The organism is Caballeronia sp. GAWG1-5s-s (genome assembly GCF_023631445.1).
In the GTDB taxonomy this organism is placed as follows: Bacteria; Pseudomonadota; Gammaproteobacteria; order Burkholderiales; family Burkholderiaceae; genus Caballeronia.
Map to the genome: position 1 here is coordinate 1 of NZ_JALQDC010000029.1, position 26,231 is coordinate 26,231.

Genomic DNA, 26,231 nt, shown 5'->3' on the forward strand with positions numbered 1-26,231 from the left:
GCCGTCACCGTGCCTTCCTTCGAGAACGCGGGCTTCAGTCCCGCGAGCGCTTCGGCGGTGACGCCGTGGCGCACGAATTCGTCCGTGGCGAACTGGATGGGCTCGCCTTTGCGCTGCGGGATCGACACCGGCACGATTTCGTCGTTGAAGCGGCCGGCTTTCTGCGCGGCCTCTGCCTTGTTCTGCGACAAGGCCGCGAACGCGTCCTGCGCTTCGCGCGTGATGCCGTATTCCTTCGCGACGTTCTCGGCCGTCGTGCCCATGTGGTAGTTGTTATAGACGTCCCACAGGCCATCGACGATCATCGAGTCGATCAGCTTCGCATCGCCCATGCGGAAGCCGTCGCGCGAGCCCGGCAGCACGTGCGGCGCGGCGCTCATGTTCTCCTGCCCGCCCGCGACGATGATCTCCGAATCGCCCGCGATGATCGCGTTGGCCGCGAGCATCACTGCCTTGAGTCCCGATCCGCAGACCTTGTTGATCGTCATGCCGGGGACCATTTCGGGCAAGCCGGCCTTGATAACCGACTGGCGCGCCGGGTTCTGGCCCGAGCCCGCGGTCAGCACCTGACCCAGAATGACTTCGCTGATTTGCTCGGGCTTCAGACCCGCGCGTTCGAGCACCGCGCGAATCACGGTGGCGCCCAGTTCCGGCGCTGCGATCTTCGCAAGCGAGCCGCCGAATTTGCCGACCGCGGTGCGCGCGGCCGATACGATCACTACGTCATTCATCTTCAATCCTCGTTGAACAGCGGAACTCGTGAATCACGGTTTTCATGCGCTTCGTTCGCGCACTCAATCACGCGCTTTCGATGCAAACGACGCAGCCCATTTACATGGGCTTTTAATTAGACTCTCAGGTCGACAACGGCCTTCTCCCGATTGCATCGATGCGCGGAAAATACGCAAACGCAAGTCCGCCGCATGCACTGTTGCACGCGTTAATCGCATCTGGTCGGGGAAGTAAGTTAGGGCGTGCGCTTGTGCGCCGCACCAATCAGAAGTCATTCTAAACGCAAAACATCGACAAAAGTTTTCATATTCCTAGGTAATAACCCTATGTACGGTAAGATATGCCGCACTAAAGATGCGCGTAGTTTGCTCTAACGTCGAACGGCCGTGCAATAAATCTGCTGTTTAGCAGCGGAAATTGTGCGCTAGTCTGATGAATGGTGCATGAAAGCTTCGCTGCCCGCCGGTGCAAAACGGCCGGTCGGCAGGCGCGTGCAGCGCCGGCCGTTTCGTCAGGCATCGGACCACTTCAATGCCACCTTTTCATTATCCGCTTAGTATCAGCCGATTTTGTCCACGTCGACTATCTAACATGGAATGCATTCATGACATGTCGATGTATTGCGGCGATTTGCCGCGATTGAATTAAATCGCCAATACCAGTTTGATACCTTTTGCTCGCGAACAACACGCCATCATTCTCGTATTGGTTAATCGTTCTTCGTTAGTCAATACGACGTCGCGATGATCGACTTCACCGTCGAGCACGCGAATCTCGCACGAACCGCATAGTCCTTCTTCGCAATCGCTTTGAATATCGATATTCGCGCGCCTAAGCGTAGCGAGGAGCGTCTGATCCGGCGGAACGGTCAACGTCAGGCCCGAATCCCGCAGTTCGACTTCGAATGCGTGCTCACTGGACGGGTCCAGCGCGCCCAGCGTGGATTCGAAATGCTCGATCTTCAACGCGCCTTCCGGCCACCGGGCGCTTGCGGTCGAGAGCGCGTCCATCATGCGCGCCGGACCGCAGGCATAGACTTGCGTGCCCGCCTCGACGCGCAGCGCCGTGAAGTCGTTGCGCGCGCCCTCCTCCGATACGTACACGCGCAGCCGTTCGCCATGCAGCGCGCGCAGGTCGTCGAGAAAAGCCATCGACGCGCGGCTGCGACCGCTATAGTGAATCTCATAGTCGATGCCGTGCTCGCGCGCGTGACGCGCCATCGCGCTGATCGGCGTGATGCCGATGCCGCCGGCAATCAGCACGAGCCTGCGCGCAGCGGGATCGAGCCGGAAGTGATTGCGCGGCCCGCGAATGCGCCAGTGCACGCCTGGCTTCACGTTGTCGTGGACCCATGCCGAGCCGCCGCGGCTCGCGGTCTCGCGCAACACGGCGATCTCGTAGGCGGCCGAATCGGCAGGATCGCCGCAGAGCGAATATTGCCGTGAGAGGCCGCTGTCGCCGCAGATGACGTCGATGTGCGAGCCCGGCGTCCAGCGCGGCAGCGCGCGACCATCGGCTGCGACGAGACGCACGCGCGCGATGCGATCGGCGCACATCGACACCGACTCGACGATCACCGCGCGGCTCACCGCATGCGACGACGGCTCGCCGATGCGCACCGCCGCGCGCGGCTCGCGCACCGACGGATTCGTGCGCTCGGGGTTCAGCGCGGGGTCCCATTCGACGTAGAGATGCTCGGGCCCGCGAAACGACGTGTTCGGGACGTACGTGAAGCGCTGCTCGGCGAGGCGCATGTGCGGCAGGCGGCGCGTCAGTTCGTCGAGGAAGATCTGCATCTCCATGCGCGCGAGATTCTTGCCCATGCACTGATGCGCGCCGTAGCCGAACGTCAGCTGATCGCTGGCATTTTCGCGGCGGATGTCGAAGAGATCGGCGTCCGCGAACTGATGCGGGTCATGGTTGGCCGATGACGTCACGATCAACAGCTTCGCGCCCGCCGGAATGTCGATGCCGCCGATCTTCACGTCGCGCGTCGCGAGCCGCCGCCACGCCGCAACCGATCCGTTGTGCCGCAGGCATTCTTCGACCGCGTTCGGAATCAGGCTCGGGTCTTCGCAGATGGCGCGCCACGCCTGGCCGTGTTGCAGCAACAGCTTGATCGCGTTGGCGGCCGCGTTGGCCGTGGTCTCGTGCGCCGCGACGATGCCGGCCATCATCATCGAATGCAGATAGGAGTCCGTAACCACGTCGGGCAGTGTCTGCTGCTTGCGAATGCCGTACTGCATCCAGCCGGGGCCGGACGGGTCCTCGCGCATCTTGTCGAGCACCTTGCCCGCGTACTGCCAGAACTTGCCGACGGCATGCGCGACCGCGACCTGCTCCTCCGGCTTCGGGCGGCCCCACGTATTCACCGTATGCGCGATGGAGTATTCGCGCAGCGTGTCCATGTCCTCCTCGGGCACGCCGAGAAAGTGCAGCGCGACGGTTAGCGGCACTTCCCACAGCATCTGATCGACGAGATCGGCGCGGCCATCGTCGATGAAGCGATCGACATATTCGCGCGTGAGTGCGCGCACCATCGGCTCGTGATGCGCGAGCGCCTCGGGCGTGAACGGGTCCATCAACGCGCGACGGCGCGGCATGTGCGCCGGTTCGTCCTCGTTGACGAGCGTGCGGTTGAGCGCGAAGCCGTACGACGCGAGCACCGCGTTCGCTTCCGGCCCGGTCGGCGTGATCTTCTCCAGCGCGATCGACGGACTGAACGTCAGGTTGTCGCGAAAGATCGCCTTGATGTCGTCGTAGCGCGTGACGACCCAGTAACCGAGCTTCGGGCTGTAGAACACCGGCTCCTCTTCGCGCGCCCAGCGCACGTACTCGGGCGGGTCTTGCTGATAGCCGTCGCTGAACGGATCGAAATCCGCGGCGCGCGCGCTCACCGGGCAGCCGTTCGGCGCAGTCGAATGGAAAGGGCATTGGGTCGCGGGTGTCGCGATGTTTGCGTCGGCCATGAGCTTCGTCTCCTTATTTATATATTTCGTGTGTCAGACCGGCTTTCCTTCGCTCGATGCCCAGTTTCGCATCAGCGTGTTGCTCGGCAAGGTCTCGTCGATCATCTTGCGCGCCGTTTCGCGACCGGCGACAGGCAAGCCGGTCGGATCGAGCACGCCGATCTGCACCAGCACCGACGCCTGATCCCAATAGATGTGTTCGTTATAGAGCTTGTCGCCGCGAAAGCGGACGACTGCGAGCATCGGCACTTCGAAATAGCGGCCCGTGGGCGCGAGGCCCGGCAGCAGCCAGTCGATCTCGCGATCATGCGTCGCGCAAAACACGAATTCGTCGACGATCCGGTCCGCGCCGATCGTGCGCGAGACCGGGATCAGCTTAGTGTCGGCAGGGTTCGAGTGGACGAAGTGATATCGGTAGAAGCGTTTGAGCTCGTCGTATCCGACGCCGCCCGTCATCGTCGGCACGTGGTTGACGTACGGCTCGGCGACCATGGTCGGCATGACGGCGTCGACGTCGCGCGTCGCGAATTCGAAATAGCAGTGCTGCTCCCACAAGCGGTCGAGGTCGTAGACTGGACCGAGCACCTCGCGCAGCAAGCCGAGCGTACGCGAGTACGCCATCAGCGCGGCAGGTTTGTCGTATGGCGAGTCAGCGGATGCGGCGGGCGCGGCAAAACCCGGCGCGCACCCGCTATATATATAGCGCTGTATCTGTGGCTTGCCGGCGAAGGCGTCGCTCGCTTGCGTTTCCGCGAAATGGAAAACCATCGGGCAGCGGATGGTGCGCAGGTCGTCGAGGCAGGCGGCGAGGTCGTCGGGATAGTAGGCCACCGCGCAGTCGATGTCCGCGTTCGCCGCGGCCTGCACGGCTAGCCGTCCGCCCGCGCCGAAGCCGACCGCGCCCACTTTGCCCGCATGTTCCGGCAGCGCGCGCAGGGCTTCGATGATTGCCGCCAGGTTTTCCATCGAGACGCCGCCGCCCCGAAGCTCGCGCCCGGCCAACTCGGGCGCCAGCACGACGTACCCCTCCTCGGCGAAACGCTCGGCGGTCGATTGCGCGAAGTCGTCGAGGCCCGCGGCATCGTGCAAGAGCAGCAGTCCCGGTCCCGAGCCTTGCGCCGGGCGTGTCACGTACGCGCGAATCGGGCCGCCTTCGCGGGCGGCGATGTCGATGAAAGTCCCAGCCATGTCAGGCGTCTCCGGAGTCGTCGGTCAGGAAAGCAGCGTATCGGCAAGCAGCTTCACATTCAACACGACAATCACGCCGGCGACCAGCCACGCGAGCGCCGCCAGCCATCGACCGATGACGAAGACGCCCATTTTCTGGCGGTCGGACACGAAGCGCACGAGCGGCACGACGGCGAACGGCAGTTGCATCGACAGGATTACCTGGCTCAAGACGAGGAGTTGGCCGGTGGCTCTTTCGCCGTAAATTGCAGTGACGGCGATCACGGGCGTGATGGCGATCGATCGTGTCAGAAGGCGGCGCGCCCAGTTCGGCAGGCGCAATTGAAGAAAGCCTTCCATCACGATCTGGCCGGCGAGCGTGGCCGTCACCGTCGAATTCAAACCGGAGGCGAGCAGCGCGACCGCGAACAAGGTCGACGCGATGCCGAGACCGAGCAGCGGCGACAGGAGATGGAACGCGTCGGCGATTTCGGCCACTTGGTCGTGACCGCTGCTATGAAAGACGGCCGCCGCCACGACGAGGATCGCGGCGTTGATAAATAACGCGAGCGTCAGCGCGAGGGTGCTGTCGATCGTCGCCCAGCGGATGGCGTCGCGGCGCGCATCCACCGAGGCGCCATAGGCGCGCGTCTGCACGACCGAAGAATGCAGATACAGGTTGTGCGGCATGACCGTCGCGCCGAGAATGCCGATCGCGAGGTACAGCATCTCGCGGTTCGCCACGATTTGCGGGGACGGCACGAAGCCGCGCAGCACCTGCGCGACCGGGGGCGCCGCCGCGGCGATCTGCAACGCAAAGCAGACCGCGATGACGGCCAGCAGCGCAATGACGAATGCTTCGAGGAAACGGAAGCCTCGGTTGACGAGGAGCAGGAGAAGGAAGGCGTCGAGCGCCGTGATCAGCGCGCCGAGCACGAGCGGAATGTCGAACAGCAGCTTCAGCGCGATGGCGGTGCCGATAACCTCGGCGAGATCACACGCGATGATCGCCATCTCGCACGCAAGCCACAGCGCCAGATTGACGGGCCGGGAGTAATGATCGCGGCATGCCTGCGCGAGGTCGCGCCCCGTCGCGACGCCGAGCCGGACAGCCAGTGCCTGCAGCAGGATCGCCATGAGGTTCGACAAGAGGATCACCGCGAGCAACGTGTAGCCGAAACGCGAGCCGCCGGCAATGTCCGTCGCCCAATTGCCCGGGTCCATGTAACCGACCGAGATCATGTAGCCCGGGCCGGCGAACGCGAGGAGTCGCCGGAACCAACTGCCACCGACCGGCACTCGCACCGACGCGTAGACCTCCGGCAAACTCGGGCGCAAATCGTCCTGTCGAGCATCTTTGTACACGGGGCGAGGGTCGCGCATCGGCACGGGCTCCGGTAAGGCGCTTGTCAGTGAACGAATATGCGCCGGGCGGATTAAAGATACAAGCTCCGGGCGGGTCGGCGGCGTTGAACACTGATAATTCGACTTATCAGATGTAACGATTTAGGTTGTCAATTTCACGCGGAGTTGATAACCTCGCCGCAAATGGCTGATTTCAAACACAAAATTTCTCGTTCTGAAGGCGCGTTGCATGAAGGCTCGGCAACGCCTCGCCTCACGCGCCAGCATTTCGCCCTGTATCGCGGCTATCTGGACGGCGTGTCCGAAGCGCAGCTTCACGCATCGTATGGCGACTCGGGCAGCGACATGCGCAGCACGCGCCGGCTCATCGCTGCCCTGCGCGACACGCTTTCTGTGCTCGCGCGCCGTGCGCACGACATCGAAGCCGCCCATCTTCTTCGATTGCGCCCCGGGAGTATTCCGTCGACGCCCGCTGAACTCGCCGGGGGCGCGCCTTCGCTCGAGACGTTCCGCGAGCGCGTCGACCCGGACGGTGTATTCGGCGAAGCGGAACTGCTCGCGTTGTATCGGGAAGCGTATCCCGCGGATGCGTCGCCCACCGTGGACCGGCGAACCGCGCGCAACATGCGACTGCGGCGGCGTCAGGCGGACGCGCTTGCGAGAATGGAAGCGACGCTCGTCCACGATCCGCGGCCGGAGCATCCGGTGGACGGATGGTTCGAACCGGCAGTCGCGGCACGGCTCGCCGCTGCACAAATCGGGACGATCTCGGATTTGATCGCACTGATCGAGCGCCGCCGACATCGGTGGTACACCGCAGTGCCGCGACTCGGGCCCAAGGGCGCGCAACGCATCGTCGACTGGCTGCAACTGCACTCGGACGCGCTCGGGCGCACGCTTTCGCCGTCGGCGCTGGTGCCGCGGCGGCAGTGGACGGCGGAGGCGCCTGAGCGCCCTGTCGCGAACGGTGACGCGGTTGCTATCGCGCCGCTCGAAGCGATTCGCGTCCCTGCCCCGCTCGACGGCTCGAACGGGATGAATCGCGCGAGTGGCTCAACCTGTCGTCTTCGCACCGATATCGAAGCGATCAACGCGTGGCTCGACGCGCGCGCGGCAAGCGAGCACACGCGGCGGGCCTATCGGCGCGAGGCGGAACGGCTGCTGCTTTGGGCGCTGATCGAGAAGAGCAAGCCGCTGTCGTCACTGACTTTGCCGGATTGCTGCGAGTATGTTCATACTTTTCTTTCGAATCCAAGTCGCGGGCGTTGGGTCGGGAAAAGCCGTGTCGAGCGGTGCCTCGCCGATTGGCGGCCGTTCGCCGGTCCGTTGTCCGATCGAAGCCGGGAGACAGCCCGTTCAATATTGACCGCAATGTGCGAGTGGCTCGTCGAGGTAAGTTATCTGGCGACGAATCCGTTCAGCGGAATGGAACGAGCGGCGACGCCATCAATTTTCGACGCGGAGACGCGGTCGCTCGATTTTGAACAGTGGAGGCTCGTTTTCGACGCCGTAACCCGGCCTCAGTACACCTTCGTCGAACATCGCGACCGCCTCGCGCTGCTGCTTGCGTACGCCACAGGACTGCGTCGTTCCGAGTTGGCGAGCGCGACGACCGACATGCTGTCAGTCGGGCGCCTCCCCGGCGTCGAAGCGCCGGTTTGGCGGCTGAGTATCGGGCATGTGTCGCGGCGACGTGCAAATCGTTCGGTGCTTCTGCCGCCAATCGTGATCGAGGCACTAGAAGAAAACCTCGCGCTTCGGGGACTTCCCAGCGCGCTCGACTGCCCGGAAGGCACGCCGCTGCTTGCTCAGTTGCGAAACGGCGGATCCATCACGCCCGACGGCATCGGCAAGCTATTCAAGGCGATTTTCACGAGCGCCGCTGCTGCTGCAGATAGAAACGTCCCTGGATCGGGGCGTCGCCTCGCGCTCGCGAGCACGCACTGGCTGCGGCACACACATTCCGCGCATGCGCGCGCGCACGGCGCGGACATCGTCGAGATTGGCAAGGGCCTCGGGCATGCAAGCTTTTCGACCACATCGCTGTACCTAAAGGGCGATGGCTGGCGACGTTTACTTGGCGTCGAGCGGCTTTTACGAGAGACTTTTCGCTCGGATCCTCATCAGAATCCGCTTAGCGGAGCCTCGCGGGCGCCTCGGACGTTGTAAAAATGCCTGAAAAGGCGTGAATACGACTTCAGAGTTTACTTGAGGTTTACCGGTTGGCCGTTTATTCTTCGGTTTGCAGCATGTTTTCCACAAACCGAAGAATTATTTGCTTACCCAGGCCCGCCAGTGACTGCGAACTCCATGTTAAGCGCCCGGCTTCCCGAAGTCGATCAATCCGTTTCCATCGAAACGCTGCTGGGGGTGGCCGCTCAAGCCACTGACATCCTCAACCAGATCCGCGACGCGATGCTGGAGCCGTACCCGCGCAAGAGCGCGCCGACCTTCACGAGCGCGCAAGTCGCCTCGCTGTGCGGCATCGACAAGCAACGGTTCCAATATCTGACGACAAAGGGCGAGTTGCCGGCGGGTACGTCGAAAGGCGCGGGCCGAAGTAAACAGTTCACGCTGGAGGAAACGCTGACCTGGATCCGCGCGACGAAGGAACGCGTCAGGCGTCCCGAGGGCAAACGCGGACGAATCGTCACGGTGGCGAACTTCAAGGGCGGCGTCGCGAAAACGACGACCGCCGTTTCGGCTGCGCAGGCGCTGACGCTCCTCGGCCGACGCGTCTTGGTAATCGACTGCGATCCCCAGGGCACGACGACGCAACTGTGCGGCTGGGCTCCGGACGCCGAAATTTCCGACGATCAGACGCTCTTGCCGCTCATCTACGGTGACCAGGAGACGCTCCGCTATGCCGTTCAGGAGACGTACTGGCACAACCTCGATCTGATCCCGGCGTCCTCGTCGCTTTTCGATGCTGAATTCGAGATCCCGGCGAAAGTACTGAACGACAGCACCTTCGAGTTTTGGGAGATCGTCCGAAAGGGCTTGCTGCCATTGACGGACGATTACGACGCGATCGTCATCGACACGCCCCCTGCCCTCAGCTATCTGACGATAAACGCGCTCCTCGCGTCCGACGCCATTCTCCTCCCCTGCCCGCCCGAGGCGCTCGACTTCGCGAGTTCGACGCAGTTCTGGCACCTCTTCGCGGACATCGCGAAGAAGCTGCCGGGCGTACTCGAACAAAAGCGATTCGACTTCGTGAACGTGATCTTGACCAAAGCCAAGTCGGACGATGTCTCCCGGGTAGTGCGAGGCTGGCTGCAGAAAGCCTATGGCGATCGAGTACTTCCATTCGAGATTCCAGAGTCCACGGTGCCGAAGGGTGCGTCTGCGCAACTCTCTACCGTGTATGACTTGTCGAAACCGGACGGAAGCACGGCCGCATACAACCGGTTCAAGGAGCCGCTCGACCGGCTCGCAGAGCATCTCGACGCGCAGTTCGTCCGCGCGTGGAACCAGAAGGAGGAATAAATGGGCATTGGGGACAGGCTCCTCGCAAAGACTGCGAACGTTGGGAGCAAGCCATCTGATTTGGCTCAGCGACCGACGAACACCGAGCCGCGCACGTCACCTGGCAGATTGATGGACGCGCAGCATCGGATCAACACAGCGCAGGCCCGGATCAAGGAACTTGAATCGCAACTGGAAGAGCGCGCAGCGCTGGAGGTCGCGCTCGACGCGCTGGTTGAGGTGCCGGGGCGTCGCAGAAAGCTCACAGCCGAACAATTTCAGGAACTGAAGAGCAATCTCGCGCAGCACGCCCTGGCTACGCCGATTCTTGTCCGGTCCATCGCGGACGGACGTTACGAGATCGTCGCGGGACACAACCGGGTCGCGGCTTACCGCGAACTGGGGCGCAGTAGCATTCGCGCGAACGTCGCATCGATCGAGGAAGGCGAGATCGAGTTTGCCGCTTTTTTCTCCAACCTTCTGTCGCCGTCACTGACCGACTTCGAGAAGTACTGGAACTTCAAGCGGCTCCAGGAGTTAAGTGGACTTTCGCGTACCGAGATCGCCGACAGCGCGGGCTTGAGCAAAAGTCACGTGAGTCGGATTTTCTCGTTCGACGCGCTACCGGACGAGGCCAAGGAGGCCCTGGCGATGAAGCCCGAGCGCCTCGGAAGCAATGCTGCCCAGAAGCTCGCCGCGCTTGCAGAAGCCGGAAAGTCCGAAAAAGTTGTCGAGGCGGTTCGACGTCTTGTCGACGACGACACCTTCACGCAAGACAAGGCAGTCGCGTTGGTTGCTGAGAAACCGAAGGCAACTCCTCCCAGCTCGACGGTCGTTCGCGCCGGGCGTCGAAAGGTGTGCGAAGTCACAACGCGTAATGGAGTGGTAGGCGTCCGGTTCTTCGAGAAAGACGCCAGTGCGGCAAGTGAGTGGGGCCAGCGCATAGCGGATTTCATCAGCAAATCGCTAAGCGAAGCAGCGCCCGAGGAATGACCTACTAGGTACTCATTAAAAATCAACGACTTAGTGCGTTGATAGGTTGAGACCAGGAGAGCCACCCTTATAGGCCAATACCAGTGATTAACTGGCCGAGGTAACCATGTGATCGACACGCTGTAGAAAGACAAAAGCCTTCGGCGCCAACCGAAGGCTTTTGAATTCGGGCTTAACTGCTGTTCGCCCGGTTCGCTTCCCGACGCCAATCGGGTCACGAGTGCACATCTCGAAGTTTAGCGGATCGCGATCGGCAGTCAAGCATTTGCCCTCCATTTCTCGAAATGGACGCACTTGACATGCATATCGCGCAACTTTCCGTTGCAGGCGAGGTTGATTCTCGTCCGCAAAACCATAATTCACTCACTGCCACACCCGATCAACAGGCACTCGACGAATACGCTTGTGATCGGTCGAATCTTCCGTGGGTGATCTTTCGCGCGGCGCATCGCGCCAATCACCTATCAGCGCTACCTGCTCGCGCCCGCGCCGTACTCGCCGCCCTTGCCCGGACCGTCGATGCAAATCGGCCGTTCGCAGCAATCTTCGCCCGACGCGAACTCTTGACCGGCCGAGCACTTCAGTCCATGCGCACGTTCTATCGCAGCCTCGAAGACCTCGAAGCGGCGGGGTTCATTACGCGTCCCCCGCAAACACGATACGGCAGCGCCGGTCTTTTCGGTCGAGCCTATCTGCACCTGACAACCAAAGCGGCCGACGTGCTGGGATTGACCGAAACTTCCGAGCACGCCACTGACTCGGCGCATAAGCCACAGGGATCGCCTGCGCGCAACAGAACGGCCCAGTTCTTGATCGCGCCGTCTGTCACGCTGGCAGACGGTGCTATATATAAGGATCTATCCCCTAGTAATCAAAAGAGACAACCGGGCCGCCTCCCTGCCGATCTCATGCGCCTGCGGCTTCTGGGATTTCGTGATTTTTTGATCTTCAAACTCATGGCCGAGGCTCGCCGACACGGCAAGCTCCTCTCAGACGTCGTAGAGACGACCTGGGAACATCTAAAACGCGCTCAGCATCCCATCAGCTATTTGCGCGCTCTGCTGCGAAAGCCGGTCGACTACGCCTATCGAGTCCGCACGCTTCACGCTGAATTCGCCGAACAAGAGACGCGCGCCTCCAAAGACGCCCACGTGAAGCAGGCCACAGACGCCATCGCCGGCAAATCGTTTGAGAGTCGCGACGGACTTACGCGCTATGTCGTTTCCGCGAACGCAACCGAACTGACCGCGCATCACCGCGATGAAGCGCGTCCTCGCGTACGCGTTGGATCGTGGGCCGAGGAATTCATCGCTGCTTTGGACGCCGGGCACATCGTGCCCGCTGCGGCTAGCGCTGCCAACAACGCGGCCGCATCGCCACGTTGCCTGCCCGCTGACCAGTTCGAGTCGGCAGCCGCGAAGCGCGCCTCGCGAAGCAAGGAACAGGTCAATGCCCTCAAACAACTGCTCAAGTTGAAAACAGTCGGCCTCGCCCCCAGATCGAATGGGAGCGAGAAGTCTGAGACGTTAAGGGCGGAAGGCCCCGCGCCCATCCGCCCTATGCGGTCTGACATTTCGCCGCAACGAGCAGACCTTTTAAAAAATCTGCTGCGTCGCAACAAACCCTGATATACTCTAAGGTTCCGCCTGTAGAGGCGATTGAAATATGCAAGCTGCGCGACTAGCCGGTTTGCGCGCTTTGCTCGATGCGATTCTCAGCAAGCCGTCCGTGATCGAAAATCATTCGATATCCATGCGGGCCGTACGCTCGCTTCCGGGGACCTGTCATCGCCGAGCAAACCTGTCGAGGAGAAAGTATGGCAAGTTTTGATCGGGAAGATTCGGAGCTGGATATCGTCGCGCCGGCGCGCAAGTCGCCGGGCCGACGCGCAGGCAAAGCAAAGGGCCAGACCGGCAACGTGCAGCCCGATGTCGTGATGACGGCGGAGCAGGACGAAGAGCGCCAGCGTCAAATGCGCGCGTTGATTCAGTTGGGCAAGGAGCGTGGCTATCTGACGCATGCCGAAATCAACGACCATTTGCCCGACAACTTCGCGCAGACGGCGGCGATGGAAACCATCGTCAGCACGTTCAACGACATGGGCGTGGCCGTCTACGAGCAAGCACCGGATGCCGAAACGCTTCTGTTGAGCGACAACGCGCCGACGGTGGTGACCGATGAACAGTCGGAAGAGGAAGCCGAAAACGCGCTTTCGACCGTCGACTCGGAATTTGGCCGCACGACCGACCCGGTTCGCATGTACATGCGCGAAATGGGTGCGACCGAACTGCTCACGCGCGCCGGCGAAATCGCTATCGCGAAGCGCATCGAAGACGGCTTGCACGAGATGATTCAGGCGATCGCCGCATGCCCGTCGACGGTGGCGAGCATTTTGGCGGACGCCGCGCAAGTCGAATCGGGCGAGCTCAAGATCGACGAACTCGTCGACGGCCTCAAGGAAGACGACGCAGCGGAAGAAGAAATTTCGGCCTCCGAAGTGACGGATTCGACGGACATCGATACGGATGCCGAAGAATCGGATAGCGACGAAGACGACGACGGCGACATCGAAGGTGGCGACGCGGGTGCATCGAACGAAGCGCGTCTGAAGCAGTTGAAGGCCGACTGCCTCGAGATCTTCGCTCGCGTGCGCGAACTGGCCGAACAAGCCAGTCATCCGAAAGGTTCGGGTGCCGCAGCGACGAAGGCGGTCGAACGCGCGCGCGCCGAGATTCAACGCGAGTTGGGATCGATCCGCTTCACGGCGAAGACCATCGACCGTCTGTGCGCGAACGTTCAGCAGCAAGTCGCGCAAGTGCGCGAGATCGAACGTCGCATTCTGCAGATCGCCGTGGATCGCTGCGGCATGCCGCGCGAGAAGTTCGTCGAGTCGTTCCCGGGGCATGAGACCGACCTCGAATGGACGGCGCGCACGGCGGCGAGCGCCAAGCATTACGGTGCATCGCTCGAGCGCAGTTTGCCGGCCATTCAGGCAGAGCAGCAAAAGCTCATCGACATCGAAGCCGCTGTCGCGATGCCGCTCAAGCAACTCAAGCAGATCAACCGTCAGATGACGGCTGCCGAGTTGAAGATGCGTCAGGCAAAGCGCGAGATGATCGAGGCGAACCTGCGTCTCGTGATTTCGATCGCGAAGAAGTACGTCAACCGTGGCATGCAGTTCCTGGATCTGATTCAGGAGGGCAACATCGGTCTGATGAAGGCGGTGGACAAGTTCGAATATCGCCGTGGCTGGAAGTTCTCGACGTATGCGACGTGGTGGGTTCGTCAGGCCGTGACGCGCTCGCTCGCCGATCAAGCGCGCACGATCCGCGTGCCGGTTCACATGATCGAAACGATCAATAAGTTGAACCGCATCTCGCGCGAGATTCTGCAGCAGACCGGTCAGGAAGCGCATCCGTCGGTGCTCGCCGAGCGCATGGAAATGCCCGAGGAGAAGATCCGCGGCATTCTCAAGATCGCGAAGCAGCCGGTGTCACTGGAAACGCCGGTCGGTGAGGACGCCGATGCAACGCTCGGCGACATGATCGAAGATCAGGGCGCCGCGTCGCCGGCGGATGCTGCCGTGCACGCGAACATGCGTGCCGCGATCGACGATGCGCTCAACGCACTGTCGCCGCGCGAAGCGAAGGTGCTGCGCATGCGCTTCGGTATCGACACGGCGTCGGACTACACGCTCGAAGAGCTCGGCAAGCAGTTCGATGTGACGCGCGAGCGTATTCGCCAGATCGAAAGCAAGGCGATGCGCAAGCTCATGCATCCGAGCCGCGCGGACAAGCTGCGTCCGTTCCTGGATCGCTAAGCTCAGATAGAGCAGATCGAGCAGGGCACAACGCGTGCCGTCCAATGGACGGCACGCGTTTTTTTTTGCCTGCGCCGCTCAGCCGCGCGTCGTGCCCTTCGGCGCCGATGCCGCCGCGCACGCCTGAAGCGCGACGATCGCCTTGCGTGCGAGCGTCACCGTCTCTTCGCAAGCGTGGACGTTGGCAAAGATCGAGCATCCGCCGCCTGCATCTATTTTCGATACCGCACGGCGCACGCGCTCGAGCGCCGACTGTGGCGAGCCACTGTCCTTCACGATGGCGGCGACGTCGAATGCACTGCCGCCATCTGTTTCGACGTAACCGGGACATTGACCGACCGCCTGCGCGTGCGCGCCCGCGCATACGGAACCGACGAGCGCGGCGGCGGCGAGCGTTCGCGCGCTGCGCCTACGGAGATCAAAGAAGGAAGGAGTGTTCATGGCGTCGCAGTCCAACGAAGCATCGCATCGAGACATGGCGCGCCGGGCTCATCGATAGCGGTCGCAAAGCACCGCGTTGTCCACAGTTTCCGTGCACAAGCGTGTGGATATCCTGAGCATCGCCGAGCCAACGCGTTGATGCGAAACGTGTTTCGCCCGTCGTGCGAAATGCGCGCGTGAAACGCCTATTGTGGACCGGTTGCAAAAAGCGCGTTCGCTCTCGAGTCTTTCGACCGGCTCTCTCACGACAACGCTGTATCGTTGTCCACAGTTTCAGTGATCAACCATGTGGATATCCTGAGCATCGAGCGGCTAAGCGCTTGATGCTTCACGCATTTCCTCCGACGTCGCGCAATCATGCGTCGCGCGACGGTCTCAATGCATCGACGATACTTCGCGTCACCCGCGCTTCGGTATGTCGAGCCCGCGTTGCACCGCCGGCCGCGCGACGAACGCATCGAGCGCGCGCTGCACGTGCGCGTAGGCGTCGAACTGAACGAGATCGCGCGCCTCATAGAAGCCGACCAGATTACGCACCCACGGAAACACCGCGATATCCGCGACGCTGTAATCGTCGCCCATGATCCACTCACGGCCAGCGAGCCGCGCGTCGAGCACGCCGAGGAGGCGCTTGCTCTCCGCCACGTAGCGATCGCGCGGCCGCTTGTCCTCGTAGTCCTTGCCCGCGAATTTGTGGAAGAAACCGAGCTGGCCGAACATCGGACCGATGCCGCCCATCTGGAACATGAGCCATTGAATCGCTTCGTAACGGCGCGCCGGGTCTTCGGGCAGCAACTGGCCGGACTTGTCGGCGAGATAAATCAGAATCGCGCCCGACTCGAACAGCGCGAGCGGCTCACCGCCGGGACCGTTGGGGTCGATGATCGCGGGAATCTTGTTGTTCGGATTCAACGACAGGAATTCCGCCGACATCTGATCGTTCGTATCGAAGCGCACCAGATGCGGCTCGTAGGGCAGGGCGGTTTCTTCGAGCATGATCGACACTTTGACGCCATTCGGCGTCGGCAGCGAGTAAAGCTGGATACGGTCGGGATGCTGCGCGGGCCATTTGCGGGTGATCGGAAAGTCGGAGAGCGCGGGCATGGCGGGTCCTGTTCGATGGGAATCGCTCAATATAACGAGTTCGCCCACTCGACGCAGACCAGGTGAATGGCGTTCTACATGCCGCCGCAGCGTTCACCGTCCCGCGTTCCCGCAAAAGCTGGCTCAGAAATTGCGGCATCCGCCACGCTTTCCTGACAAAACCGGCGCCCACAGCCGGGATTTCAACGACCAGACTCCTCAACCGCTGCCTTGCCGCTGCCATGAAAACCGTTCCTCTCGCAACGCTTACCGCGCTCGCCGCTGTGGCTGGGGGATTGCTGCCCAGCGTGACGCAGGCTTACCCGCTCGAACAACAACTCGACTGCAAGTCGAGCGCGCATCGCTTCATCGCGCCGCTGCGCGACGAGCAGTACATCGACGCCAGCCCGATGCGCGTCGAAGCCAACTCGGTCAACGCTTTCCGGCCGACGCACGGCAGCGACCTCACCGCGTACGGCTTTCGCGTCTACGCCGTGCTGGGTTACGAACACGGCGACGCGCTTTTCAAGCAGGGCAAGGGCGAGCCGATCAACGATTCGGCGTACGGCGTCGTCGTGGTCGGGTCGAAGGAGTCGGTCGAGGCGCGCGTGCGCGACGCAGGCAGCACGGCCGTCGTCCATGAAGTGGTGCCGATGCTGATGACCGCCATCTTCTGCAACGGCAGCCCCATGCGCAACACGGCCGGCACGGTCGCGACCGACACGACGAGCAGTCATTGAAACGGCGTTGCAAGGCATTTCGCCGATAATGTTCGCCTGATCGACGACGCGCGCACTGTCGCGCGCCACCCAACACTTCCACACATGGAACCGGAGAACGACGCTCGCGCGCCCACTCCGGTCGACAGGAGAACGGAGACATGCCTGAAGCAGCCAACACGAATTCGAAGATCGCGGTCGTCACTGGAGCGGGAAGCGGCATCGGACGCGCGGCGGCGCTGGCGCTGCTAAGCGATGGCTGGTCGGTGGTGCTGGCCGGCCGCCGCGCCGCGCCGCTGGAGGCGGTCATCGCCGAATCCGGCGCGGGCGAACGCGGCCTGGCCGTGCCGACCGACGTGGCCGATCCGCAATCGGTCGAACGGCTCTTTCAGGCGGCGGTGGAGCGCTTCGGACGCGTCGATTTGCTGTTCAACAACGCGGGCGTGAGCAATCCGCCGGGCCCGTTCGAGGACTGGACGCCGGATCAGTGGCAGGGCGTCGTCAACGTCAATCTGAACGGCATGTTCTATTGCCTGCAGCAGGCGTTTCGCACCATGCGCGCGCAGTCGCCCAGAGGCGGGCGCATCATCAATAACGGTTCCATTTCCGCGAGCGCGCCGCGTCCGAATTCGGCTGCCTACACCGCCACGAAACATGCGGTAGCGGGCCTGACGAAATCCGCATCGCTCGATGGCCGCAAGTACGACATCGCGGTCGGCCAGATCGATATCGGCAACGCGCTGACCGAACTCTCCGAACGCATGTCGCGCGGCGTGCCGCAGGCGAACGGCGAGATCGCCGTCGAGCCGATGATGGACGTGAAGATCGTCGGCCAGTCCGTGCTGTACATGGCGAACTTGCCGCTCGAAGCGAACGTGCTGTTCCACACCGTGATGGCGACCAAGATGCCGTTCGTCGGCCGCGGCTGAGCGCGCTATTCGGTGCGATACCAGACGCGAATGCCTGAGTACCAGTGGCTCACGCTGGTATCGTCACCGGCGCCGAAGGTGGAGAGACTTTCCACGTTCAACACGTCGATGCGATTCTCCGCGATCCACCGGTTCGCGCGTTCGACGAGCGCCGCGCCGTTTTCGTACACGTTGCCTTTGATCAGGTGATGCTGCACCACCTGCCGCTCGAAGTCTTCGTAGGCGATCTTCGTCATCGGTCGTCTCCTTCTTGATGTTCTTGTCGCCGGCTTCGGCGAGCCGGCGCATGTCTCGTGTGCTGATTCGAGCATCATATGGCCTGAACGATGAAGCGCGCGGGGCGGTTTACCCGCGGTTGGAATGCTCGCGGCTCGTGAAGATTGCGCCGGGTGCACGCATTTGGCCGCCGCCGCCGATCTTCGCTACCATCTCCCGGTGGCGTCGATACCGGCGCGGCCCTCACCTGATCCCATGTCCTTCGTTTTGCTCGATCCCGCCATGCTTGCCGGCGATCCGCTCGACGCCGAGGAAGCACTTCTTGCGCGCGCCGCGTCCGGCGATGCCGTCGCGCACATTTGGACCGCGCCCGTCTCGCTCTCGGTGCCGCGCAGCTATCAACGGTACCCGGCGCTCGCCGATGCCCGGGCGAACTTCGCGCGGCGCGGCTGTCCGGTGTGGCAGCGTCTGTCGGGCGGCGGCCTGGTGCCGCAAGGACCGGGCATCGTAAACTTGAGCCTCGCGTATCCCGTGCGTGCGCCGATGGGCGCGCTCGCCGAGACGGTCTATGTGCATCTGTGCGGCATTCTGGCCGACGCGCTGCAAACGCTCGGCGTCCTCACGCATCATCAGGCGGTGAACGGCTCCTTTTGCGATGGACGCTTCAATCTGGCGTGGGGGCCCGGCAACGATGCGCGCAAGATCGCGGGCACCGCGCAGTACTGGCGGCGCGCGCCGCAACCAGCCGATGAGCGCGACACGCCGCTCTACGCCGTGCTCGCCCACGCCGTGTTGCTGGTCGATGCCGACCCGGTCGAGATCAACGAGCGCGCCAACGCGTTCGAAGCGCTCATCGGCAGCGGACGCCGCTATCAGGAGATGAAAGTCGTCACTGTCGCGCAGGCGCTCGCGTACGAATGCTTCGAGATTCCCGCCGACCTGCGCGCGCGCGTGTGTGATGCGCTCGCCGCGCGTCTTGCGCGGGCTTCGCTGCCCGAGACGGGTTGAGCGTCTGGTCGCTGTCCGTTTCAACCGCATCGAGGTGGCCATGCCGCTCAGACGTGCATCGAACGGCTTCTTTTTTGCGCTGTGGGTCGCCGTCTGCGCGGCCGCGCCCGAGTTCCTGTGGCAAGGACTCGTCTCGCTTGTCGGACACTTTTCGCTGACCGACGCCGCCGCGGCGCTTCTAATCGGCGCGATCCTCGCGTTCTTCGTCGATCCGGTGCTGGAGCGCGTGCGCGCGCTCGGCGAGGATGCGACGCATCGACGGCCCGACAAGTCGCCCGCCTTCGCCGCGCGAAGCGCTGAGCTTCGCGGTGGTGGCCGTGTGCGTGCACGAGGCGATCACCGTGTATGTCGCAGCCAGCCATTCGAACGAGCAGGCCGGCGAGAATCTCGCGAAAGCGGTCGCGCAGGCGCTGCAATGGGCGGCGATGCCTTTCTTCATCACCATCGCGTGGCTCGCGGCGCGCGGGCCGCGCTGGACGGCATGGCCGGCGGCGTTGCTCGCGGTCGTGATCGGCTACTTATGCGGGCTGGCCTTCGAGTGGGGAGGGCGCGTCATCGCGACGACGCTGATTCCTTCCGTGCTGATTCTGATCGCGGGTTCCGTGGTCGTGCGCGACCAGTGGGACCCGTCCACGTTTCGCCGCTGCGCCCGCGCGACGGCTGTCGTCGCGGCGACGTGGCTCGCGTTGACCGGCGTGCTGCAAGTCGCGTTGTGGCTCGCGCACGTGCAGAGCTTTCGCATCTACACGAACGCGGAGTTCTGGAGCGACCTGCGGTTCTACATCGGCTGGGCGACGGGGCTTCTGGTCGCGCCGGGACTGGTTGCTCCGCTCGATCCACACGCGCGCCCCGCCGACGATAGCTGGCGCCGGCGCCGTTGATTCGACTCAGGTCGAAGGCGGCGGAGGCGGCTGGATGCCGGGCGGCGGTGGCGGGGGCGGCGGGGCCGAGTAAGCGCCGGTGGGCGGGACGGTTCGCACGGCGCCACTGACGGGCACTTTGTCGCCCGCCGCGTACATGCACTGGAGATACGCGTAGTCGTAGCTGCGCTGCACGCCGTAGCCGGACGACTGCGCCGCGCCGACGCCGAACGCGCTGCCTGTCAGCAGGCCCGCGCCCGCGCCAATGGCCGCGCCCGAGCCGCCGCCGAACGCCGCGCCCGCGGCCGCGCCGATCGCAGTGCCCACGACCGCGCTTCCGACCGCGCTGTTGGTCGCGGCCTGATCGGCGCTGACGCCGCCGATCTGCTGGAGCGCGAACTGACGGCAGGAGGCGTCGTCGGCCCGGAACTGGTCGAACGTCTTGGTGGAGCCGGGAAGCGCCATGACGCTCGGCCCGCTCGGCATGACGGTGCATGCGGACAGGCCGGTGAGCGCGAGAAGAAATACGAGCCTTCGGTAGTTCATGGACGTGACTTCCTTAGCACTTCATCATTGGTTCGAAGGCGCAGGCGGTTGGGCCGGCACTTCGCGCCAGCCGCCGGGGCACTCCTTCACATACGGGTAGTACGTGCGCGATCCGTCGCAGTAGTACCAGGAACCGCTCGGCTGCGCGGGAGCGGCCGCGGCCTGTCCTTGTTCGACATACGTGGTCGGCGCAGCGGGCACCGCGACTACCGGCGCCGGCGGATAGTAGTAGTACGGCACGGGCGCCACCGGGTAATACAGCGGCGCGCCGAACCAGATTCCGACATGGCCGCCATGCGCGCTCGCGGTGGTCGCCACACCGGCGGTAGCGAGCACCGACATCGCGATAAGAGCCTTCAGGCGATTCACGACTTTCTCCAAAAAAAATCTTGCTTGGTTGCGTCGCGGCAGGAAACTTCCGGCTTCCACATGGCCGCGATGCGTGCATTCTTCTACGCTATTCCAGTCGCGGAAGAATTTCAATTACGGCACGGCGACGCATTCTTTCGGCGTGTTACCCGGTAATAATGCGTGTCAAGAACACTCGAAGCCAAGGCGATCATGACCGATGCAGGCGGCACGAAAGAACGCGTTCGCGTTGTCGAGACAGTCACGCTGTCCGACGACTGGTACGTGCTCAGAAAAGTCATCTTCGATTTCCGGCGCCGCGACGGCACCTGGCAGCGGCAAAGCCGCGAGACGTACGACCGCGGCAATGGCGCGACCATCCTCCTGCATAACCCGCGTACTGGCACCGTTCTTCTGACGCGCCAGTTCCGCATGCCCGCGTTCGTCAACGGCCATGACGGGATGCTGATCGAAGCCCCCGGCGGTTTGCTCGACGACGCAACGCCCGATGCCCGCATCCGCGCCGAAGTGGAGGAGGAGACGGGCTACCGCGTGGGACACATCGAGAAGATCTTCGAGGCGTTCATGAGCCCCGGATCGGTGACGGAGAAGCTTTACTTCTATATCGGCGAGTACGACGGCGCGATGCGCGTCGGCGACGGCGGCGGCGTGATCGACGAGGGCGAGGAGATCGAGGTGATCGAACCGCCGCTTCACGAGGCGATGGCGATGATCGACCGCGGCGAGATCATGGACGGTAAGACGATCATGCTGTTGCAGTATCTCGCGCTCAGGCGAGCAGCGACACGGCCTTGACCTGCGCCCACACGTGCATGCCGGGCGCGATGTGCAAGCGATCCAGCGAGTAACGCGTCACGCGCGCAAGCAGCGGCGAGCCGTTCACGTCCAGCCGCACGACCGCCTGTGACGGATTCGCGTCTTCGGCAATGCCCTTCACCGTCGCGGGCAGCACGTTCAGCACGCTGCTCAGCGTATGGTCGTGCTCGCCGGTGATCAGGCTCACGTCCCGCGCCTTCACCGCGACGCGCATCGGCTTGCCTTGCGCGACCGGCTCGTGCAGCACGCGCAGCGTCGCGCGTCCTCCCGGCAGCGCGAGCGTCAGCAGCCGATACCGCGCGTCGAAGCCAGCGACCGTGCCTTCCAGCACCACCGAGGCATCGTCGGCGAGGGCGATCGGCAAGTCGAGCCGCGCGAGGGTCTCGCTGATCGGACCGCTCGCCAGCGCGCGCCCCGCGTCGAGCAGCACGAGATGATCGGCGAGCCGCGCGACTTCCTCGGGCGCGTGGCTCACGTAAAACATCGGAATATCGAGCTCGTCGTGCAGGTGTTCGAGATACGGCAGGATTTCGAGCTTGCGCTTGTGATCCAGCGAGGCGAGCGGCTCGTCGAGCAGCAACAGACGTGGGCTCGTCAGCAGCGCCCGCGCAATGCCCACGCGTTGCCGCTCGCCGCCCGACAAACCCGCCGGCATCCGTTCGAGCAGATGCGCGATCCCGAGCAATTCCGCAGCGTGCGCGAGATCGACGCGGCGCGTGGCGGGCGACACGCGCTTGAGCCCGAATCGCAGATTCTCTTCGACGCTCAGGTGAGGAAAAAGGCTCGCTTCCTGGAAGACGTAGCCGAGCGCGCGCCGATGCGTCGGCAGGAAAATGCGGCGTTCGGTGTCGAGCCACACGTCGCCGTTCACGACGAGCCGCCCCCGTGTCGGGCGCGCCAGCCCGGCGATGCAGCGCAACAGCGTGGTCTTGCCCGAACCGGACTGGCCGAAGATCGCGGTGACGCCTCGCCCCGGCAGGTTCTGGTCGACATCGAGCGAAAAGCTGCCGTGTTGAACCACGAAGCGTGCTTCGATGGCCGCGTGCGTCGCGTTGTTGCGCGCGCCGTCGAACATGAGCGAAGGTGACGTGCGTTCAGACATACGCCGCCGCCCTCCGGCGAGTCGAATAGAGCAGAAGAAGCACGACGAACGAGAACAGCACCATGCCGCCCGCGAGCCAGTGCGCCTGCGCGTATTCCAGGGCTTCGACGTGATCGAAAATCTGCACGGAGACCACGCGCGTGCGCCCCGGAATGTTGCCGCCGATCATCAGCACCACGCCGAATTCGCCGACCGTATGCGCGAAGCCGAGAATCGTCGCCGTGACGATGCCCGGCCGCGCGAGCGGCAACGCCACTGTGAAAAACGTGTCCCAGGGCCCCGCGCGCAGCGTCGCGGCGGCTTCGAGCGGACGGCGGCCGATGGCTTCGAACGCGTTTTGCAGCGGCTGCACGACGAACGGCAGGGAATAGATCACCGAACCCACGACGAGCCCGGCGAACGTGAACGGCAACAGACCGATGCCCGCCGCCTGCGTGAGCTTGCCGACAACGCCGTTCGGCCCCATCAGCACGAGCAGATAGAAGCCGATGACCGTCGGCGGCAGCACGAGCGGCAGCGCGACGACGGCGCCGACCGGGCCCTTCATGCGCGATGCGGTGCGCGCGAGCCACCACGCGACCGGCGTGCCGATGACGAGCAGCAGCACCGTCGCGAGCGACGCGAGTTCCAGCGTCAGCGCGATGGCCTGAAGGTCGGCGGAATCGATCGGCATGGTCCGCTCAGAGTTGATAACCGAACGATTTGATGACCGCCGCAGCCTTCGGACCCTTCAGATAGTCTGCGAACTGCTTCGCGACCGTATTGTCCCGGCCCTTGCTCAAGATCACCGCGTCCTGCTTGATCGGTTCGTGCAGCGAGGCGGGCACGATCCACGCCGAACCGCCCGTGATCTTGCCGTTCTTGTAGATCTGCGACAGCGCGACGAAGCCGAGCTCGGCGTTGCCCGTGGCGACGAACTGCTGCGCCTGCGAGATGTTTTGTCCTTCCACGATCTTCGACGCGACGGCCTGCGTCAGCCCGAGCTTGTCGAGCGCCTGCGTCGCGGCGAGCCCGTAGGGCGCGGCCTTCGGATTCGCTATCGCGAGGTGTGTGAACTGGTTCTTCCTCAACACTTCGCCTTTGTCGTCAACGTAGCCGTCCTTCGCCGACCACAGCGCGAGCGCCCCGGTCGCGTAGGTGAAGCGGCTGCCCCGCACGGTCAGACCTTCGCTTTCGAGTTTGGCGGGCGTAGTGTCGTCGGCGGCGAGGAACACTTCGAACGGCGCGCCGTTCTTGATTTGCGCGTAGAACTGGCCGGTCGCGCCGTACGAGGCGACGACCTTGTTGCCCGTGTCCTTCTCGAAGTCGGCGGCAATGGCCTGCATGGGCGCCGTGAAATTGGCGGCGACCGCGACCTGCACCTCGCCGGCGACCGCAGCGGACGCGGCCAGGCCGACTGCGAGCGAAAGCAACGCGCCAAGCATCGTGCGGATGAAACGGGTCTTCACGTAACTGCTCCTGTTCTTCGTCGTGTTGGTGTGTCGCGGCATATTCGGCCGGACGAGCCAGCGTAATATAGCCGAATATATTACGCGCGTTCGTGACATGATGAAGGTCCAGCGGGCGTCGGCTTCGTGTGAGCCTGCCTCACAGGAAGCGATTGACCGCGATTACCGTTATCGAAGAAACTGTGCCGCATGGCGCGAGTTCGCACCCGCGAGAAATGAGCGCTACTCACATGCAGCGGCAAACGAGGAGACAAGACATGAGCGATGCAATGAACCTGCAACGCCTGAAACTCGCCGTCGATGGCCCGATCGCCCGCGTGACGCTCGATCGGCCGGACGTGCGCAATGCGTTCGACGACGCGGCTATCGTCGACCTGACCGCCGCGTTCCGCGCCCTCAACGACGACGCCAACGTGCGCGCGATCATCCTCGCCGCGAACGGCCCGGCTTTCTGCGCGGGCGCGGACCTCAACTACATGAAACGCATGGCGGGCTTCACCGACGCGGAGAACCGCGCCGACGCGCTCGGTCTCGCGACCATGCTGAACGCCATCTATACGAGCGCGAAGCCGGTCATCGCGCGAGTGCAGGGCGACGCCTACGCGGGCGGCGTGGGCCTCGTCGCCGCGTGCGATATCGCGGTGACCGTGGACACGGCGCACTTCTGCCTGTCAGAAGCCAAGCTCGGCCTGATGCCCGCGACCATCGCGCCGTACGTGATCCGCGCAATGGGCGCGCGCGCCGCCCACCGCTATTTCGTGACGGCCGAGCGCTTCGACGCGGCCGAGGCGCTGCGCATCGGTTTCGTGCATCAGGTCGTCGCAGCCGATGCGCTCGACGCCGCCGTCGACGGAATCGCCGCGAGCATCGCCGCGAACAGCCCGAATGCGGTGCGCGAATGCAAGCGGCTCGTCGCGGATCTCGCGGGCAGCGCTATCGACGAGACGCTGATGTCGGACACGGCGGATCGCATCGCGCGGATACGCGCATCGGACGAAGGGCGCGAGGGCGTGCGCAGTTTCCTCGAAAAGCGCAAGCCGTCGTGGCTGGCCTGAGCGCAGACGCACGGCGATGATCACGCTCCATCATTGCGTCAGCGCGCGCTCGTTCAGGCCGCTGTGGGCGCTCGAGGAAATCGGCCTGCCGTATGAAGTGAAGATGCTGCCGTTTCCGCCGCGGATGATGGCGCGCGCCTTCATGGACGTGAATCCGCTCGGCACGGTGCCCGCATTTTCCGACGATGCGCTGTTCATGACCGAATCCGCCGCAGTCTGCCAGTATCTCGCGGCGCGCTATTCGCCTGGCGTACTGGATGTCGCCGTGCACGAGGCCGACTTTGGCCGTTATCTGAACTTTCTGCACTTCGGCGAGGCGACGCTCACGTTTCCGCAGACGCTCGTGCTGCGCTACACGCATTTCGAGCCGCCCGAGCGCCGGCAGCCGCAGGTCGCGGAAGACTACGCGCGATGGTTCCACGCGCGGTTGCGCGCCCTCGCGCCGCTTCTGGAACGCCAGGACTTTCTCTGCGCGGGCCGCTTCACGGCGGCGGACATTTCGGTCGGCTATGCGCTGATGCTGGCGGAGCATCTGGACTTGAGCGCGCGCTTCGCCGAACCGGTCGCGCGTTACTGGGCCCGGCTGCGCGAACGCGATGGCTTCATCCGCGCGATGCGCGCCCAGGACGCCGCCGCCCGTGCGCAAGGCGTCTCGCCGGTGCCCGCGCCGGACACGCGCTGACCGAGCGCTTCCCTCCTTCACGTCCCTCCCTCCGTGGGGCTGTGCGACCCGCCGCGACGCTTTACTCTGCGCGTCAGGCGCTGACGTTCGGCGCGCCTGTCCAGACGAAGCGTTCTTTGGCGAGGTGCCGGCGATGTACGTCTTTTCTTGGTTCTTATCGATGATCGTGGCGCTCGTCGCGACGGGCACGATCCTTTACGCGCTGCCGGGGTCGGCGGCCGAAGAGTTGAGCATCGCGACTGCGCCGCAAGCGATATTCGCCGCCGACGTGAGCCGCGCGGACGCGATGGTTTTGTCGTGCGTCGGCGTCGGGAAGTGAGCGGGTGCGTTGTGAAGCGGCGAGAGTAAGCGCTTCAGGGTCAACGGCTTAGGCCATTCGTCAGCCCGATATCCACAGCCTTTTCCCCGATTTCTGTGGATAGTCTCGCCGCGAAAGCCCAAAA

The 26,231-nt window shown here is 63.7% G+C and carries 25 protein-coding genes; 13 read left to right on the plus strand and 12 right to left on the minus strand.

Annotation, left to right across the window (positions count from 1 at the left end; genetic code table 11):
* The 4 genes from NCR34_RS21100 to NCR34_RS21115 all read right to left on the minus strand — a co-directional run.
* On the minus strand, positions 1-731 hold a 731-nt coding region (locus NCR34_RS21100), incomplete at its 3' end, for an acetyl-CoA C-acyltransferase (protein WP_250501039.1).
* A gap of 645 nt (positions 732-1,376) precedes the next feature.
* On the minus strand, positions 1,377-3,701 hold the full coding sequence (locus NCR34_RS21105; protein WP_250501040.1) for a cytochrome P450/oxidoreductase: 2,325 nt from the start codon (positions 3,699-3,701) through the stop codon (positions 1,377-1,379).
* Positions 3,702-3,734: 33 nt separating this feature from the next.
* Positions 3,735-4,889: a dienelactone hydrolase family protein gene (locus NCR34_RS21110; protein ID WP_248324513.1), complete on the minus strand. Its 1,155-nt coding sequence runs from the start codon at positions 4,887-4,889 to the stop codon at positions 3,735-3,737.
* Between the two features lie 24 nt (positions 4,890-4,913).
* Positions 4,914-6,251, minus strand: coding sequence for an Nramp family divalent metal transporter (locus NCR34_RS21115; RefSeq protein WP_248324514.1), 1,338 nt, complete (start codon positions 6,249-6,251; stop codon positions 4,914-4,916).
* A gap of 207 nt (positions 6,252-6,458) precedes the next feature.
* On the opposite strand from NCR34_RS21115, the gene NCR34_RS21120 reads away from it, so the two are divergent.
* The 5 genes from NCR34_RS21120 (at position 6,459) to rpoD (ending at position 14,514) form a co-directional block, all read left to right on the plus strand.
* Positions 6,459-8,402 carry a site-specific integrase gene (locus tag NCR34_RS21120; protein WP_250501041.1) on the plus strand — a complete coding sequence of 648 codons (1,944 nt, stop codon included), beginning with the start codon at positions 6,459-6,461 and terminating at the stop codon, positions 8,400-8,402.
* Positions 8,403-8,543: 141 nt separating this feature from the next.
* Positions 8,544-9,722 (plus strand): ParA family protein, encoded by a 1,179-nt coding sequence (locus NCR34_RS21125; protein WP_248324517.1) that lies wholly within the window; start codon positions 8,544-8,546, stop codon positions 9,720-9,722.
* On the plus strand, positions 9,723-10,694 hold the full coding sequence (locus NCR34_RS21130) for a ParB/RepB/Spo0J family partition protein (protein WP_250501042.1): 972 nt from the start codon (positions 9,723-9,725) through the stop codon (positions 10,692-10,694).
* A gap of 284 nt (positions 10,695-10,978) precedes the next feature.
* Positions 10,979-12,322 carry a replication protein O gene (locus tag NCR34_RS21135; RefSeq protein WP_371747505.1) on the plus strand — a complete coding sequence of 448 codons (1,344 nt, stop codon included), beginning with the start codon at positions 10,979-10,981 and terminating at the stop codon, positions 12,320-12,322.
* A gap of 188 nt (positions 12,323-12,510) precedes the next feature.
* On the plus strand, positions 12,511-14,514 hold the full coding sequence (gene rpoD, locus NCR34_RS21140) for an RNA polymerase sigma factor RpoD (RefSeq protein ID WP_248324520.1): 2,004 nt from the start codon (positions 12,511-12,513) through the stop codon (positions 14,512-14,514).
* A 78-nt stretch (positions 14,515-14,592) separates the two neighbouring features.
* Here the strand turns inward: rpoD and NCR34_RS21145 are convergent, their stop codons facing one another.
* Together NCR34_RS21145 and NCR34_RS21150 are read right to left on the minus strand one after the other, a co-directional pair.
* Positions 14,593-14,955 carry a hypothetical protein gene (locus NCR34_RS21145; protein ID WP_248324521.1) on the minus strand — a complete coding sequence of 121 codons (363 nt, stop codon included), beginning with the start codon at positions 14,953-14,955 and terminating at the stop codon, positions 14,593-14,595.
* A 399-nt stretch (positions 14,956-15,354) separates the two neighbouring features.
* Entirely contained in the window at positions 15,355-16,059 is a 705-nt protein-coding gene (locus NCR34_RS21150; RefSeq protein ID WP_248324522.1) for a glutathione S-transferase N-terminal domain-containing protein, read from the minus strand.
* 221 nt (positions 16,060-16,280) lie between these two features.
* Between NCR34_RS21150 and NCR34_RS21155 the strand changes: the two genes are divergently transcribed.
* Together NCR34_RS21155 and NCR34_RS21160 are read left to right on the plus strand one after the other, a co-directional pair.
* Complete coding sequence (locus NCR34_RS21155; protein WP_248324523.1) at positions 16,281-16,778, plus strand: hypothetical protein; 498 nt, start codon at positions 16,281-16,283, stop codon at positions 16,776-16,778.
* Between the two features lie 140 nt (positions 16,779-16,918).
* Complete coding sequence (locus tag NCR34_RS21160; protein WP_248324524.1) at positions 16,919-17,686, plus strand: SDR family oxidoreductase; 768 nt, start codon at positions 16,919-16,921, stop codon at positions 17,684-17,686.
* A gap of 5 nt (positions 17,687-17,691) precedes the next feature.
* Here the strand turns inward: NCR34_RS21160 and NCR34_RS21165 are convergent, their stop codons facing one another.
* A complete protein-coding gene (locus NCR34_RS21165; RefSeq protein ID WP_175945753.1) occupies positions 17,692-17,922 on the minus strand; it encodes a hypothetical protein in 231 nt (76 codons plus the stop codon).
* Positions 17,923-18,157: 235 nt separating this feature from the next.
* Between NCR34_RS21165 and NCR34_RS21170 the strand changes: the two genes are divergently transcribed.
* Positions 18,158-18,910 (plus strand): lipoyl protein ligase domain-containing protein, encoded by a 753-nt coding sequence (locus NCR34_RS21170; protein WP_248324525.1) that lies wholly within the window; start codon positions 18,158-18,160, stop codon positions 18,908-18,910.
* 245 nt (positions 18,911-19,155) lie between these two features.
* The gene (locus NCR34_RS21175; RefSeq protein WP_250501043.1) at positions 19,156-19,791 is read left to right on the plus strand and encodes a beta/alpha barrel domain-containing protein; all 636 of its coding nucleotides are present in this window, start codon (positions 19,156-19,158) and stop codon (positions 19,789-19,791) included.
* Between the two features lie 6 nt (positions 19,792-19,797).
* Here the strand turns inward: NCR34_RS21175 and NCR34_RS21180 are convergent, their stop codons facing one another.
* The gene (locus tag NCR34_RS21180; protein WP_248324527.1) at positions 19,798-20,316 is read right to left on the minus strand and encodes a glycine zipper family protein; all 519 of its coding nucleotides are present in this window, start codon (positions 20,314-20,316) and stop codon (positions 19,798-19,800) included.
* Positions 20,317-20,340: 24 nt separating this feature from the next.
* Positions 20,341-20,685, minus strand: coding sequence for a hypothetical protein (locus tag NCR34_RS21185; RefSeq protein WP_248324528.1), 345 nt, complete (start codon positions 20,683-20,685; stop codon positions 20,341-20,343).
* A gap of 192 nt (positions 20,686-20,877) precedes the next feature.
* Here NCR34_RS21185 and NCR34_RS21190 point away from each other — a divergent pair, with 192 nt between their 5' ends.
* Positions 20,878-21,480, plus strand: a complete 603-nt coding sequence (locus tag NCR34_RS21190; RefSeq protein WP_248324763.1) for an NUDIX domain-containing protein — start codon at positions 20,878-20,880, stop codon at positions 21,478-21,480.
* On the opposite strand, the gene modC is transcribed toward NCR34_RS21190, so the two are convergent.
* The 3 genes from modC to modA are packed head-to-tail and all read right to left on the minus strand — an operon-like array spanning position 21,455 to position 24,051.
* Complete coding sequence (gene modC / locus NCR34_RS21195; RefSeq protein WP_248324529.1) at positions 21,455-22,603, minus strand: molybdenum ABC transporter ATP-binding protein; 1,149 nt, start codon at positions 22,601-22,603, stop codon at positions 21,455-21,457. The genes NCR34_RS21190 and modC overlap by 26 nt on opposite strands.
* A complete protein-coding gene (modB, locus tag NCR34_RS21200; protein WP_248324530.1) occupies positions 22,596-23,276 on the minus strand; it encodes a molybdate ABC transporter permease subunit in 681 nt (226 codons plus the stop codon). The genes modC and modB overlap by 8 nt, the downstream gene beginning before the upstream one ends.
* Positions 23,277-23,283: 7 nt before the next feature.
* Positions 23,284-24,051, minus strand: coding sequence for a molybdate ABC transporter substrate-binding protein (gene modA, locus NCR34_RS21205; RefSeq protein ID WP_502800118.1), 768 nt, complete (start codon positions 24,049-24,051; stop codon positions 23,284-23,286).
* A 269-nt stretch (positions 24,052-24,320) separates the two neighbouring features.
* Here modA and NCR34_RS21210 point away from each other — a divergent pair, with 269 nt between their 5' ends.
* The 3 genes from NCR34_RS21210 to NCR34_RS21220 all read left to right on the plus strand — a co-directional run bounded on the left by NCR34_RS21210 (position 24,321) and on the right by NCR34_RS21220 (position 26,107).
* The gene (locus NCR34_RS21210; RefSeq protein ID WP_248324766.1) at positions 24,321-25,106 is read left to right on the plus strand and encodes an enoyl-CoA hydratase/isomerase family protein; all 786 of its coding nucleotides are present in this window, start codon (positions 24,321-24,323) and stop codon (positions 25,104-25,106) included.
* 16 nt (positions 25,107-25,122) lie between these two features.
* A complete protein-coding gene (locus NCR34_RS21215) occupies positions 25,123-25,788 on the plus strand; it encodes a glutathione S-transferase family protein (protein WP_248324531.1) in 666 nt (221 codons plus the stop codon).
* 133 nt (positions 25,789-25,921) lie between these two features.
* On the plus strand, positions 25,922-26,107 hold the full coding sequence (locus NCR34_RS21220) for a hypothetical protein (RefSeq protein ID WP_248324532.1): 186 nt from the start codon (positions 25,922-25,924) through the stop codon (positions 26,105-26,107).
* The last annotated feature ends 124 nt before the right edge of the window (positions 26,108-26,231 follow it).